This is a genomic window from Algibacter sp. L1A34 (assembly GCF_009796805.1).
GTDB lineage: Bacteria > Bacteroidota > Bacteroidia > Flavobacteriales > Flavobacteriaceae > Algibacter.
In genome coordinates this window covers 2,724,860-2,740,675 of record NZ_CP047029.1, presented here as the reverse complement: position 1 = coordinate 2,740,675, position 15,816 = coordinate 2,724,860, and the positions used below count along the sequence as shown (strand labels likewise).

The 15,816-nt window shown below is 33.8% G+C and carries 9 protein-coding genes; all 9 read right to left on the bottom strand.

What is annotated here, in order from left to right; all coding sequences use genetic code 11:
* Positions 1 to 42: 42 nt before the first annotated feature.
* Positions 43 to 1,488, bottom strand: a complete 1,446-nt coding sequence (locus GQR97_RS11685) for a hypothetical protein (protein WP_158848551.1) — start codon at positions 1,486 to 1,488, stop codon at positions 43 to 45.
* Between the two features lie 15 nt (positions 1,489 to 1,503).
* Positions 1,504 to 3,141 carry a GH39 family glycosyl hydrolase gene (locus GQR97_RS11680; protein ID WP_158848549.1) on the bottom strand — a complete coding sequence of 546 codons (1,638 nt, stop codon included), beginning with the start codon at positions 3,139 to 3,141 and terminating at the stop codon, positions 1,504 to 1,506.
* Between the two features lie 29 nt (positions 3,142 to 3,170).
* Positions 3,171 to 4,529 carry a family 43 glycosylhydrolase gene (locus GQR97_RS11675; RefSeq protein WP_158848547.1) on the bottom strand — a complete coding sequence of 453 codons (1,359 nt, stop codon included), beginning with the start codon at positions 4,527 to 4,529 and terminating at the stop codon, positions 3,171 to 3,173.
* Between the two features lie 217 nt (positions 4,530 to 4,746).
* The gene (locus GQR97_RS11670) at positions 4,747 to 7,377 is read right to left on the bottom strand and encodes a TIM-barrel domain-containing protein (RefSeq protein WP_158848545.1); all 2,631 of its coding nucleotides are present in this window, start codon (positions 7,375 to 7,377) and stop codon (positions 4,747 to 4,749) included.
* A 26-nt stretch (positions 7,378 to 7,403) separates the two neighbouring features.
* Positions 7,404 to 9,059 (bottom strand): glycoside hydrolase family 172 protein, encoded by a 1,656-nt coding sequence (locus GQR97_RS11665; RefSeq protein WP_158848543.1) that lies wholly within the window; start codon positions 9,057 to 9,059, stop codon positions 7,404 to 7,406.
* A gap of 151 nt (positions 9,060 to 9,210) precedes the next feature.
* Complete coding sequence (locus GQR97_RS11660; RefSeq protein ID WP_233267532.1) at positions 9,211 to 11,739, bottom strand: glycosyl hydrolase family 95 catalytic domain-containing protein; 2,529 nt, start codon at positions 11,737 to 11,739, stop codon at positions 9,211 to 9,213.
* A 366-nt stretch (positions 11,740 to 12,105) separates the two neighbouring features.
* Complete coding sequence (locus tag GQR97_RS11655; RefSeq protein ID WP_158848539.1) at positions 12,106 to 13,332, bottom strand: putative glycoside hydrolase; 1,227 nt, start codon at positions 13,330 to 13,332, stop codon at positions 12,106 to 12,108.
* A gap of 102 nt (positions 13,333 to 13,434) precedes the next feature.
* Positions 13,435 to 14,817, bottom strand: coding sequence for a protein-transmembrane prediction (locus GQR97_RS11650; protein WP_158848538.1), 1,383 nt, complete (start codon positions 14,815 to 14,817; stop codon positions 13,435 to 13,437).
* 40 nt (positions 14,818 to 14,857) lie between these two features.
* Complete coding sequence (locus GQR97_RS11645) at positions 14,858 to 15,808, bottom strand: prolyl oligopeptidase family serine peptidase (RefSeq protein ID WP_158848537.1); 951 nt, start codon at positions 15,806 to 15,808, stop codon at positions 14,858 to 14,860.
* Positions 15,809 to 15,816 lie beyond the last annotated feature (8 nt).

Below are 15,816 nucleotides of genomic sequence, written 5' to 3'. Positions count from 1 at the left end.
GATACCTTTTTTAATTAAAAATTGAGGTTAATTCAATTAATATTAATCAGGCTTAGTGATTTTAAAAATATGATTATTAAAACCTTCATCAGTAACTATTCCAACGGATACACCTGTATTATTTTTACTATTAGCATCTAAAACTACAGGGTAATTAGTGAAGTTATGCAATACAATATTTGAAGCTGAATAGTTCTCATCTTTTTTAAGGTTACCAATAGTTTTATTATCTCCTCCAATATTAATTTTTAAATTTTGATCTGCATTTTGAACCGCATTTCTTAAAATAATTTTATGATTTTTTCCTATAATAATAGCAGCGTGCCCACTTCCGTTATAAGATTCCCCATCATAAGGTAACAAGGTGATTTCTGCTTTCATACCTTCATCATTAGGATAATCTACACCCAACGCTGGTCCGTATTGCGTATCTGCATAACAATCGACAATATCTCCTGTTCCAATACAAAATCCTCTTTGACAACCAATAGCTGTAGTACCTTCAACATATTTTTTTCCAGTCGCATGAGTTAAAGTAACTCCCGCTCTCATGTTTTTAATGGTACAGTTAATAATTGTTGGATTCGATGTTCCTCTTCTATATTGCTTACCATCAATAATGGTTTCACCTCCGTTATATGCTCTAATGCCTTCTTCTCCTAAACATAACATATATCCTTTAGGTAAATTATATCCAAAAACTGTTTTAAAATTAACTTTATCAGCATCTGAACCTGTTCCTTTTTCTGTCCACATATCATCTGTAGATCTCATGGTTCCTTCTATATAGCAACCTTCTATAATTGGCCAATCTGCAGCTTGCATAAACATAGCATGACCATATGCACGGTGAATAATAGTGCAGTTTTTTGCATGGTTTTTATAACCTCTTACTAAAAAAGACGAGTGTTTTCTATGATTGATAACACTTTTCCCTCCCTTACCAAAAGCTTCTCCATAACCATAAGGATAAGACCCTTTTGTAGTAATATGAAATCCTTCTATTCTATTATTTGTCCCATCCATGACTATATTAGTTGCACGCCGAGTTGGTGCATTATTAACAGATCCAACATCTGCTATGGTAAGATTCTTCAAGATGTTTTTATTCCCTATAATTTGCATCTCGTATAGCTCTTCATTCTTACTTGGAAAAGCACTTAATACTTCTGTGCTCACATTGATGGTTACATCGGTAAAATCGTAAACACTGTTATTTCCCGAAAATAAGAAAAGTACGTTGGCGCGATTTTTTACCACCGTTGCACTTGAAAAATCTCCATTTTGAATGTCTTTTGCCGTGATGGTATAAACACCCGACTTCAGCTTAACATTTACATGATCATCATCTAAATAAGGTAATAAAGCTTTTAGAGAATTTACCTCGGTTTGCGCTTGTGATTTTAAACTTGGAAAAATCAACAACATCAAAAAGAAGATACTTTTTTTAAACACTGTAATTTTAAAACGATTTTGATTGCTTTGCATTGTCAATTTTTAAGTTTAATTTACCTGCTCTATTAAAACCAAACTCCACGGAGAAAGCACTCTATCTAATTTTAATTCACCATTTTTATCAGCAGTAATAATTTCTGTTTTTAAATTTTCGGCATATTGCTTCATCACTTTAATTTGTTCACGTGTTGGTGGTTCTGGTTTCCCCATTTTCTCCCAATAATTGTAAATATTACCATGATCTTTATCTAAAGTTTCTATTTTAAACTGAGTTCCAGGTTTCAAATCGGTAAGCTCTAGTTTTAACTGGCGAGTAGCTCCACTTTCATATTTATCTATCTTTTTTATACTTGCAGGCACTGCACTATAATGATCTTCGGGATAATTATATGCTAAAGCCACAACTTTTCCGCTACCTGATTTTTTACTAACAAACAAATAGTCATTTTTATAAATTTCTTCATCTCCTAATTGATGCAACATACGATATGCGTGAAACGATGGTTTTACCAAACCTTGATAATTTATCAAACCAAAACCACCATGAAAGATACTTTCTGCGCCTCCTTTTTCTTCAAAAATATCCGTAAACGTCCAAAAGGCTAAAGAATTTGTTAATCCAATACAATCTAAATTCACTTTAGCAATATAAGCTGCTGGTGGTAAAAAATCGTGCATAGCATCTCTACTATTCGGACTTGTATTCCATTCTGTTAAATGAATTTCCGCATTTGGATAAGCACTTTTCTTTATCACTCTATTTAACCATTCAACATCAGTTTTGGTTGAATTTACATTTCGTGAGAAATCTTTTCCTTTACCAGTAGTTGGGTTAAAAGGATAATCTGTAGGATATGGATGTGTAGACACAAAATCTACAGGAAGATTTTCCTTTTCACAGTAAGTTAAGAAATCTTCTATCCAAGCACCTTTCCATTCTAAATCATTAATATTATCTGCAGTAAATGTAATAAGATCCCCATTTCTACTTTCCACTTCACCATCGTAACGCCCATCGGCTACAAAATTACTACTTGACGGTCCTCCTACTTTAAAACGTTTATCGACCGATCTTACAGCTGTTACGGATTGTTTATATAACTCGAAATATTGCGATTTAGTACCATCGAAAAAACCATAATGTAAGTTAGGTTCATTCCAAACTTCAAAATACCATGTAAGAATTTCGTCAATTCCATAGCGATCTACACAATGCTGAGTAAAGGCTTTAACAAGTTTATGCCATTCTCCAAATTTAGATTCATCGGGTGTAATATTAGCCTTCCACCAAAATTGCGTTTTACTATTTTCTGCCGCTAAAGCTGAAGGGAAAAATGCTAATTCTACAAAAGGTTTTACATTAAGATCTAGTATTCTATCAAATAAATCATCTATATATTGCCAGTTATATGTGATTTTTCCATCTTTTTCAAATACCGGGAACATATCATCATGAAATATACCATGAAAACGAACATATTCAAATCCACAATCTTTCTGCACCATTTCTAACTGCTCCAGCCAACCAGCACGTAAGCCTTCATTGGCACGACCAGCACCGACACTTTTACTCCAAAAATGTTCAAACTTTTCGCCATGAGTTGTTGCTTTAATATGGACTTGCTCTTGGGAAAAACCAATATGTACCATTAAGGCCAAAAAACCTGTTATTATTATATTTTTCATATCAATATTACTTTTTAATATATAATTTTTTAATTTTCGTCTTCAAAAACTTGTTCTAACTTTATATAATCGATAGCTAATTGTCCTTTTGATGGTTTCCAGTCTCTTTTAAATATTCGTACCAGATTATCTCCAGCTTTCAATTCAACAATTCCAAAATCAATTTCAGTAAACTCTTTAGATTGAGGAAAAACAAATTCACTGTATTTAAAACTGTTTATTAATATATCATGATTTGATTCTCCATCGGGTGAAGCATACCTTACTTTAAAACGATATTTTGCTGGTTTTGCTACTTGAGCTAAAATAGAAACGTGATCGTAAGGATTATCAAAATTAGTGACGTATCCTTTGCCGCTATAATCTTTTATCCAAGTATCCACAATAACATTGTATAATTCACCACCTGCAGCAAATCCATTTTCCGCTTCTAAAAGCAAAGTTGTTCTGGTACGTTTTGCATTTGCTAAACCTTCTTTTGAAGGCACAATAGGGATGATATTATCATCTTTATCATATTCAAGATAATCTGCCATTACATTACGTGTTTCACTTAAACCACCAGACAACCATGCACTATGATAGAACATGATATCTTTTCCTTTATAGGTAACAGTACCTCCGTGATTGGTTCCACTTTGCCCTTCAAAATCATCGATAAAAACACCTTTAAAATCATAAGGCCCTAAAGGTTTATCTGCAACGCCATAAAACATTTTTTCGGGCCATCTTCGTGGCGTTAAACCCGGGTAAGTCAAGTAATATTTTCCTTTGCGCTTGTGTACCCAAGGCCCTTCAAATACATATTTTAATTGCGATGTTAAATCTACATAAGTTTCCTCTTTAATAGACATTAAGTCATCATTCAATTCCGCAGCAAAACATTTGCGATCGTGTCCCCAAAACAAATATGGAGTACCATCATCATCAATAAACAAAGCAGGATCTTGTCCAAACTCCACATCTTTAACGTATCCTAAATCTGTAAATGGTCCTTCCGGCGTATCACTACGTGCAATTCCCGTTCTAAAGAGTCCAATTCCAGCTTCTTTCATACAATAAATAAGGTAATATTTACCTCTATAAAAAGCAGCATCTATAGCCCAAGCATGGCTTTCGGCCCATTTCACATTTTCTAAATGCAGAATACGACCATGATCTGTCCAATTCACCATATCTTTAGTAGAAAAAGCATGGTAGCCCGTCATTCCATAATGGTTATTAGAACCAGGCTCATCATGACTGGTGTACACCCACAAACGATCATCATTCGGCCAAACATGTGGTGATGGGTCTGCAGTAAAAACGTGAGTAAAAACAGGATTTTGAGCACTTATACTCATTGAAGCAATTACGGCTATCAAAAATAAAATTCTTCTAAATTTCATGCTTTAAATAATTATTCTCTAATTAGTTCGCTTTTCACCAAAGTCTTAATCTTTTTTACTTAAAACTATAAAGTTAATTGATACTGAAACAATTGATTATAACACATGATTCTTTTACTATAAAATACAACCATAAACGCGATAAGGCAAGGTAAAAACCCTGCCTTATCGCATTTTTTGAAATAACTAAAAATTTATTAATTAGTACTCTTTTTATTTAATTTAAAAAATCAACTTCAGTTTCAACGCCTTCAAAAACGACTTCTTCTGTATTAGAATTTCCTACTATTTGCAAAATAAAATGTTGTGGCAAATCTTCAAAATTTATATAATTATCAATACCTTTCTTTACTTTAATAGTTTTATTTTCTTCAGAGTAGGTGAAAACAATTTCCGAATAGGTTTCTTTTTCATAATTATACGATTCATTATCATCAAAATACAATACATACTCAGCATCTTTCCCTGGATATATCTTTATAACTATTGGGTCATCTGTTTTTTGTGTTGCATATTGCACTTTTGGCCCAAGCGGTATAATACTACCTCCTTTTACAAAAATTGGAGTTTTATCTAATGGTGTATTTACAGTTAATTTACCATGACCTTCTACTTTTTCATCGGTCCAAAAATCAAACCAAACACCTTCTGGCAAATAGACTTCTTTTGTACGTTGTTTATATTCGGTAACATTACAAATCATTAACGATTCACCAAAAAAGAATTGATCTTTAATACCCCAAGTATTTTTATCATTTGGATATTGATACACTAAAGGCGCCATAAGAAGTTTACTGTCCGCTGTTACTTTTCGTGCTTCCGAATAGATATAAGGCAGTAACTCGTAACGAAGTTCAATGAAATTTCTAGCCGTAGCTTCAAACTCTTTTCCATATCTCCAAATTTCTGTTTCAGATACATAACCATGAATTCTAAAAATTGGGCTAAACGTACCAAACTGAAACCAACGAGTTAGCAGCTCAATATATTCTGGATTAGTGTATTGATTATCAAACTCTGGATTTATTGATTTTGAATCTCTAAAAAAACCTCCAATATCATGAGTCCAATATGGTATTCCTGCCATTGTAAAGTTTAGACCTGCAGCAATTTGTTCTGATAATTGCTCCCATGAAGCTTCAACATCTCCCGACCAAGATGTTGCTCCATAACGTTGTTGTCCAGCATAAGCAGAACGCGTTAAATTAAACACACGTTCCATTGGAAACTCTTCTCTTCTGCCCTCATACATCGCTTTTGTTACTAAAAGTGAATATGGGTTTTGAACACTCTCGTATGGACCAACCGCTGTATTTACTTTCGTATTATTTACTCCTTCAGGCTCGGTTCCATCTAACCAAATAGATTTCACTCCTTTATGAAACATAGAATCACTTAACATGCGATAAAAACGTTCACTAACCCCTTCGTCATAAATATCTACGTAATTACTGCTTTCTATTTTTTTAAGATTATACTTTTTCTCTAAAGCTTTGTTCTTTACTTCTGGCCAAACAGATACCATTAAATTTAGGTTTAAGCTTGTTAACTCATCAACCATAGCATCTGGATCTGGATATTTAGCAGGATCCCACTCCGGTCCTTTAGTCCCTTTTGGCCAATAAAACCAATCTTGTACAATATTATCAAAAGGAATTTTTTTCTCACGCATTTCACGAGCATTCTCTAATAATTCTTCTTGATTATGATATCTTTCTCTACATTGCCAAAAACCATAAGCACTTTTAGCAAACATTGGCGCTTTTCCTGTTAAGTTTTGATATTGAGAAATAACTTCTTCTGGGTTTTCACCAGCTATTAAGTAATAATCGATGGCATTACCTTTAGTACTACTAAAAACCGTTTTGTTGTAATCTGGTTTATTGTAAAATAAATTTCCTGGTATTTTTGATCCAGTGTTTTGAAAAACCACTTTATATGTTTTTCCTGCTTCTAAGTGCTTCTTTCCGGAATAGCGCCTTGGCATCCATATAGTAGAATAATTTATAACATCATCGCCATCTATACTTACTTTAATTTCACCGCGCATACGGCCATTATGATCACTTAGTGCTAAAAAGGTATACTCACCTGTTTGGGTTGGCGTAAAAGTTGTTTCACGAATATTTTTTTTCTTAGCTTCCTGAGCTGCATAGGCTGCTACGTTTTCTTTTTCACCACCTTCTGGTATTACTTGGTCTTCTTTCTTTGTTTCAATTTCACTTGCAGATTCAAATACTATTTCATTTTGAGGTTGATTAAAATCTGTTAAACTGTAGTTATGCCAGTAAATACCATAACCTTTAGTAGACACCAAAAACGGAATAGCGATTTCTTGATTATATTGTTGTAAACGAATAGGCACATTTTTCCAATTCATAATACCACTTTGATACTGACCTAAACCATACAAACCTTCATCTCCAGCAACGAACGCTTGAGACACTTTATGGTCTCCATTTTCAGTTAAATAGGTTAACTCGTTTGTTTCGGATACTAATTTACCATCATCTTTTGTTTGATATTCTATAACCCCGTCTGCATTTACAAGTACCGTTAAAGCATTGGTACTAATGGTTAACACATCTTCTGTAGCCTTTACATCCCAAGCTACATTTTGAGGTTCTAAAACCGTTACATAATCTGGAATAGTGGTGGGTTCACTACCTACTTTTATTTTTTTTACATGAATTATAGACTCATTCACCACATCAATATTGATAATTGTGCTATCTCGATAAACTCTAATACCGTTTTGATTTTTTTCTACTTGATACTTAAATTCAGAAGTACAACTCATCAAAAAGATAAAAGCAACTCCTAAAACACATATTCCTTTTTTGATCATTTTATTAAATATTTAATATCTTTTTATTACTTCTCATTATTAGGAAAATTCTTTGGTAAAGGCGGCACGTTTAATACCTCCTTTTCATTAGGAACTCTATTGGATATAGTTTGCTTATCACCATACCAATAAACACCAACACCGTATCCCATTTCGCAATCTGTCCAACTCCAAACTTCCATATCTAATTTCAAAGAACTACTAAAAGGCATCACATCTAAAGCACGTGTTCTGGTTTCTGTGCTATATCCAGACGTATTTTTTCCTTTAATATTTTTCGGTTTTCTATTTAACTTATTATAAATGTTACTTCGTGGTTGTGCGTGAAAAGGGTGTTCATAAAAATCGGTACTCTTTCCTCCCCAAGAATAGGCATAATAATCTTCGGTTCCCGTTCCAAATATTGAAGGAAAATCTTCATTATCTACATAGATTTTTTCATCACCTTCTCCCCACCATCGTTTTACAGGATTCATAACAGTTAACGCATCTCCAACATATACACCACGGCCTTTCAGCGTGACATAATTCCAATCTGAAAACGGACGTGTAGGCACAGGATATTGCCCGTTCCAAGCCGCATTAAAACACATACTATCGGCATCCCATTTCCAAGTACCAACCGTTGCTTTTAAATCAACCTCTATCGATTTTTTCCCGAGATTAACTACAGAGATTTTGCCTGATTTTTGATACGGCATAACCCATCTAGAGGTCATAGTACCATCTTCAGCAACTGAGCTGTACCAACCTTCAACAGGATTTAAACCAATTCCTGCTCCAAAAAAGTCTCCTATCGGACACCATACAGTTTGCTCACCATCAAACTCTATTTTTAAAACAACTGTTCGCGTTACCTCTGGATTTTTATAATCGTCTAACTTTAAAGTCAATTCTTTTATAGCAGCATTACCTGCTGTTAAGGTTACCGATTTTTCTTTTTTCGAACCAATTTTACCTGATAAAGTAACCGTTTCACCAACATCTGTACTTTTAGGATTTAACAACAAATTGCCAACCTTTTTGGTTAATGGTAAAGCTTTATCAAAATCTGCTTTTGTAAAGGTTTTTATTGGAGTAAAATCATCATACGATCTATAAGTGAATTGGAAAAAGAATGGTTTTTCACTAGTTGTTATTTTACACCCTTTAGCATAAGGAATCGGGAAAAAAGACACTGAAGATCGTAATGATTGATGTGCTAAAGGATACGGAATTAATCCTGTTCCATCTAACAAACCAAGCATATTCCCTTCTAGAACCGGTTCGTCGCTCCCATCTAAATAAATCTTAATTATAATATCTGTATTTGGCTCTCCTGCACTTAAAAAAGGCATCCAAGTACGTACAATAGCGCCAGGCCCCACATGGTCCATTAACACCCATTCTTTTTTACCGTTTGTCTCCTCAGTTCTAATATAATTATGGTCTTCTTCTTTTTCTTCTTTATTAAAATCATGATTATTAAACCAACCTACAGTATCAGTAGGGGTTTTAGAAGCTCTGTTATAGCTACTTGATTGTTTTAGCTTAAAATTAGTTATTGGAAAACTTGCTACAGCTTCTCTATCTACCATTTCATTTAGAAGGGATTCTATAGACACTTTCTCTTGCTTTTGAGCCGACACTAAAAGTGTAAACACTAAAAAAGTAAAACTTAATACAATTTTTGATGATTTCATTTTTTATAATTTATTAATATTTGGTTTAACTTAATTATTTATCTAACCCAATAAATTTTATATATTTTTCATAAAAAACTTTATTAATTCGACCAATAACCAAGCTAAAGCATCAATTAACTATTCCTGATTTTGCTTATAACTCTAATTTCTAGCTTTTTGCTACTAAAACAATCTCTTCACCAGCTGTTGTTTCAATATCATATAAAAAACTTAATTTTAAAGACAATTCTTTTAGTTGTGCCGATTTAGAAACCAATGGTGTCTTAATTTCTGGCAGTTGATAAAACGAATTAACATTTTCACCAGAGGCTATATTTAATTGTTTTCCATTCTCAAGTTTCAATTCATTATATGCACGAACACGAAGAATTCCTCCAAGTTTAGATTTTAAAACCGCTTTTACAACCTGGCCATTTTCCCACTCTAACTCTTTTACTTCAAAACCACCTCTTGCTCTTAATCCTTTCACCTTTCCATCTTTCCAAACATCGGGTAAAGCAGGAATTAAATGTATAGCTTCATCATGACTTTGCACTAACATTTCTGTTAAACCAGATGTGAAACCAAAGTTTCCATCAATTTGAAATGGTGGATGGGCATCTAACATATTAGCATAAGTTCCACCGCCTTTAGGAGAATCTGGTCTACCTACTAATTTAATTTGTTCGCCCATTAATTTATAAGCGTGATTGCCATCAAGTAAACGCGCCCATAAATTGATTTTCCAGTTCATTGACCAACCTGTTGAAGGATCGCCTCTTTGGATTAATGTGTTTTTTGAAGCCTGAAATAACTCCGCATGTCGGTAAGGTGAAATTAAATTTGAAGGATACAAACCATATAAATGCGATACATGGCGGTGTTTATCTTCTGGATCATCTAAATCATCCATCCACTCTTGTAACTGGTTGTATTGCCCAATTTTCATTGGAGGTAACTTCGTTAAAGTTGTCTCCATTTTTTTAATCAATTCAGCATCTACATTCAACACTTTGGCAGCCGCAATGGTTTTAGTTAATATATCGAACACCAATTGGCTGTCCATTGCAGAACTTTCTACAATGTTTACACTTTTCGGACGACCTTTAGGCGCATGTTCTGGTGAAATTGTCGGTGAAATAACCAAATATCCGTTTGGATCTTCTGTTAAAAAACTTAAGCAAAACTCTGAAGCACCTTTCATTGCAGGATATACAGATTTTAAATACTCAATATCACCACTAAACATATATTTCTCCCAAAGGTGTTGGGCTAACCAGGTTCCTCCTGTTGTCCACATTCCCCATGTTGCGCCATCAACAGGTCCAGTTATTCTCCAAAGATCTGTATTATGGTGAGTTACCCAACCATCGGCGCCGTACATCACTCTTGCTGTTTCTTGCCCCGTAACTGAAATGTCTTTTACCAATTGAATTAGTGGATCGTGCATTTCAGATAAATTAGTCACCTCAGCTGGCCAATAATTCATTTCTGTATTAATATTAACCGTATAAGCGCTTTTCCATGGTGGTGTTAAATCTTTACACCAAATACCTTGTAAGTTTGCTGCCTGTCCTCCTGGTTGCGATGAAGAAATTAAAAGGTAACGACCAAATTGAAAATATAAAGCCGCTAAACTCGGGTCATTAACGGTGCTGAATTCTTTAATTCTAACATCGGTTGGTTTATTTTCAAACTCTGATGACCCTAAATTTAAAGAGACTCTATTAAAGTAGTTTTGATAAAATTTAGAATGATCATTCAATAGCTCGTTGTAATCTTTTTGTTCTGCTTTAGAAATATAGTCTGCTGCTCTTTTATGGGCATCTGCACTAACATCATGATAATTCACAAAATTAGTCGCTATAGAAATATATAAGGTTACCGTATCGGCATTGGTAACCACTAACTTATTATTGGTTGCTGAAACGCTACCACCTTCATTTACTATTTTAACTCGGGATTCAAACTCGACTTCTCCTTTAATGAGAGCAGCATTTTTAAGTCTTTTATTTAAGTTATCGCTTCCAAAACCAGTCATTTTTAAAACATCATTACCTTCCGTAGACACGACAACTTTAGCAGGCTCCGGACGATCCATATCCGCTGTAAAACTTAATTGCCCCTTTTTATTCGCCGTTAAGCGCATCACAATAACTTGATCCGTAAAAGATGTGAACATTTCACGTTTATACTCCACGCCATTAGAAGTATAAGTGGTTGTGTTTACCGCATTCGCGATATCTAATGCTCTATGGTAATTGACGTATTCCCCGTGGTTTAAAAAATCTAACCTTAAATTACCAACGGTTTCATAAGGCATCCCGTGAGACGTTTTTGAAATAATTTTATTATTCGCAAGATTATGAGCCTCTTTATATTTACCATCAAATAAAAGAGTTCTAATTTCTGAAAGTGCACCTTTGGCATCCGGATTATCATTTCTATGCGGTCCACCAGCCCAAAGTGTGCTTTCGTTTAATTGAATATTTTCATGCTCTGGAAGACCATAAACCATGGCTCCTAAACGACCATTCCCTAAAGGAAGCGCTTCATTCCAATCTACAGCAGGAGCATCGTACCAAAGTACTAGATCGTCTTTTTCTTCTTCTTGAGCTTTGCTATTTTCTTTGTCTTCTGTTTTACAACTTACTAATCCAAATACGACGAAAACAAATATGCTTAATACGAATTTCAACTGTTTCAGTTTTTCTAATTTAACAACCATGTATTCTCTATTTCCCTAAATTTATTATTAAAATCACTCTACCTTTTCTTTTTTCTAAAAATCATTAAAAGAAAAAAGCCAAGATTAAGTATCTATAACAAAAATAATATTTAAAGTCTTTTTGAGTATAAATTATAGTTCATTCACTATAAACCATCACTTTTGATTGTTATATAGAAAACTTTTGCCTATCCTGTTTTAGCCAAAACCAGATGTTGCACTATTATTAAACCTCAACCTCGTATTTTAGCATTTTTATTACAGCATGAATCTTATGTTTTTAATAACATACTTCTGAAATTGGTTGCTAAGCTTGGCTGAGATTAAACTATGTCTTTAGTGCCAAGTTATTTTAGCTTTACGGTTTTCAGTATCTACCCAAACACTTGCGTGCTCAAATTCACGAGTAAATTCCCATCCTTCTGGAGTCAAACGTTTATAAACTGCTTTTGGACTCCCTAACGGTTTTTGTAATGCAGGATAATCTACTAGATTACCATCTTCCAAATTCCAACCCCAATTCCATTGAAAATAAGAATAAGGTTGTGCGCCTATTAGGAAGCAAGCTTGGTAAAATTCTAATTGATCTTTTGATTTTTGTTCTATGTTTCTAGTACCAGTAGCACCAATTGTTATGTCGGTTTTCCCCTTACCTTTAGCTCCAAAACGGTAAATTGATATTTTACCAGCTTTAGCAATTCTAACCATATCATCCCATTCTTTAAGAAGATTTTCTTTATTAGTAACAGAACTATTATAATGTTCGAAAAAGAAAGCATCGCAGTGAGGAAAAACCTCTTTCGTTCTAGCTGCGTTGTTTCCTATCAATATTTTATCCGGGCCCATTTCTGCTTTTAAAGCGGCCATCATTTCGCCTTTAGCTTGTGCTATTTCAACTAACTGATCATTAGGGTAATCTGAATTTACGGCCACATTCATTCGATCAATAAAAATACCATCGGCTCCCGAAATTTTAACACCTTCAACAGCAGACTTTACCCACCATTTACGAAATTCAGGATTTAGAGCATCAAAATAGTATGAAAATGCTGGCTTGGTTTTTTTCCTTAATTCCCCAGTCTTTGGATTAATAAATAGGAATTTAGCTAATTCTGGGTTTTCAGCAATGCCCTCTGGAGTAAAATCTTGATTAAACCGAGGATAAGGCCATGCCAAATAGGAATTGTAATAGAACAAAACTTTAGACTCTGGTTTGATTTTATGAAATGCTTCCACTTCATGCCTTGTTCCTAGCACTTGGTCACCAAGCAGATTGTATGCATGTGATTTTTCAATACAAATAAAATCTGTTCTACTTGCTATAAATTCAACTTCTTCTGGTTTTAACACTCTATCAATATCACCAAAATGATAATACATAGGCGTTGCATCCCAACTAAATTTTGGAAAATAAGATTTTGAAACAAATTGACTACCATCACTTATGGCATAAGAAGTCTCCTGCTCCGTTTTTTTGGATACCTGTGCTGTTAAACTAGAAGAGACAATCAATGATAAGAAAATTAATACTTTGAAAATTGGATAATTAAATTGTTTTTTCATTTTTAAAACTTAAATTAAACTAAAGGTTAAAAGTCATTCAGATTATTAATATTAAAATATTTAAACTGGCAAATCGGAAATATAAAATCAAAAAAAGTAACTTTATTTTTTAATATCCTTAGCCTTTTCTATTTGCGTTACTTTATTATTTGTACCATGGTCTGTTACTTTACCAAAACTAATAATGGTATTCCCACTTGATGACGACTCCAAAATAAGAGGATATTCCGTTTCGTTTCTAATAATAGAATTATTATCTTTCACTACAATTGGACGAAGATCTGTATCTATTGGCCCTTCAGTACGATGAAAAATAATATTATGATTACTTCCCAGAATATCAGCAACATTATGAGGGCCTACAGCATTGGGTGATGGCAATACCGTTAATTCGATATCTTGATTTGATTTTGATAATCTAAAATCACTTAAAGGAGCGTAAGCAAAATTACCAGAAGACCTCGAAATTTTTCCGTTTTTAGGCAAATTAAAATTGGTAAACCCACAATCAATAGCCGTAGAGTTAATAACGGTAGCACTACTGGCTAAATAAACCCTTATACCTCCTCTCATTTTTTTTACAGTACAATTTTCTACTGTAACACTACCTCCATGAGTATACACTCTAATACCATCTTCAGAAAGTGGATACATAACATCTTTAGGAATGGGTTTCCCATTGGTTTTATAATTAGATCTAACAGGTAAATCTTTTGGATCAATTTCCTTATATAAATCTGCACTAGGGCGCATTCTACCTTCCACAAGTGTGTTTTTTATAACCGATTTATCAGCAGGTTCTTGCATGTAAATTCCATGACCAAAAGCCCTTTGTTGTACTTCGCAACCATCTATTGTATTACGTTTACCATTAATGAGTATACCGCAGCGTTTATTCAGCCCAAATACATTATTGCGCCCAATGCCATAGATACTTCCATAGCCATAAGGAAAAGAACCTCTTACCGTTAATTTTGTGTTTAAAACCGTGTTATCATTTCCAGTAACATCCAATACAGCCTTTCCTTTTAACCCATAAGCCAAAGTAGCACGTTCTTGATTATAAGCACTAAAATCTGTTACTTCTTCAAGTCCATTTGCATAAGTATCTTCAAAGGTACCGCCCTTAAAAACATTTAGATTACCTGAGATAGTAATATAACTTTCCCTAGTAGCTCCAACAGTAGCGTTTACAAAAACACCAGACAAATCAATACTGTTTTTAGAACCAGAACAAAGAATTCTTCTGTTTCCACTTGGTAAATCGGTAAGGTTATAGTTACCTGGTTTCATTACAATATTTTGATCACTATTTTGGACTGCTTTGCACAATTCGACCAAAGAGGATACTTCTAATGTGGTTTGAGCAGACAGCACAATAGAAGAAAACCCAATTAATATTGAAATTATCTTTATCGTACTTAAACACATTCTTGATATCAAAAAACCTTCTCGATTTTGATTAATTAACGTAATATTTTTCATTATTCTCCTTATATTTTACTAATAACGAACTTGTCTTTTCCTATTTTAAATGAGACAATATAAACTTGGTAGCATAATCATTAAGTTCCTCCATTGAGGGCGAAATATTTTCACCACTAAAACTATGCCCTGCATTTTTTATAGTCAATAACTCAACGTCTGCATTTTTCTCTTTTGCCACCTCCATCATATATATAGAGTTAATGATGGGTAACGTTGTATCTTTATCTCCGTGCAATAATAAGATTGGAGGACTGTTTTTATCTAAAAGTTCCGTTGGACTAAGCAATCTTGCTAATTCTGGTTTTTCACTTAAAGGAGCACCTAAAAGTCTAACAAAAAGTTTTCCATCACCAAAAATAGAATTGGGTCTAATATCAGGATTTACGCAAGATGTAAAAGGAAAATATGAAGCTATACATTTAAAATTTGGAGTATATTTCGATAAATTTGGATCTCCTTTAAAATCAACATCTTTACCCAAAGCCGTCACTAAACTTAAGTGTCCACCTGCTGAACCTCCCCAAATACCATATTTCTTTTTGTCTAATTTATATTGTTTTGCATGTTTTAAAAGAAACCTAGCAGCATCTTTAGCATCTACCGCAGAATCGTAAGCATTAGAATTACCTCGAGCCAATCGGTATTCTATTGTTGCACATACTACACCATTATCAAGCAAAGATCGTAAGGTGCCTAAAAACGCTTTTCTAAGTATTTTATATTCACTTCCACCAGCCCAGCCTCCACCGTGCACATGTAGCATCCATGGATTTTTTTTATTAATTTTATCAGCATCCGGAAAGAAAATTATCATTTCCAATTCTTTTCCATCTACTGTTTTATACACTACCGTCTCTTTGTTTTTAAACGTTTCAAGAATTTCTTTTTCTTCGGAAGTTTGCCCAAAAACAGTTAAATGACAGCCCAAAAACAATACCACCAAAACAGATGAAGATGCCAAACTTTTTATTAAATCAATTATTTTCATATTTATTA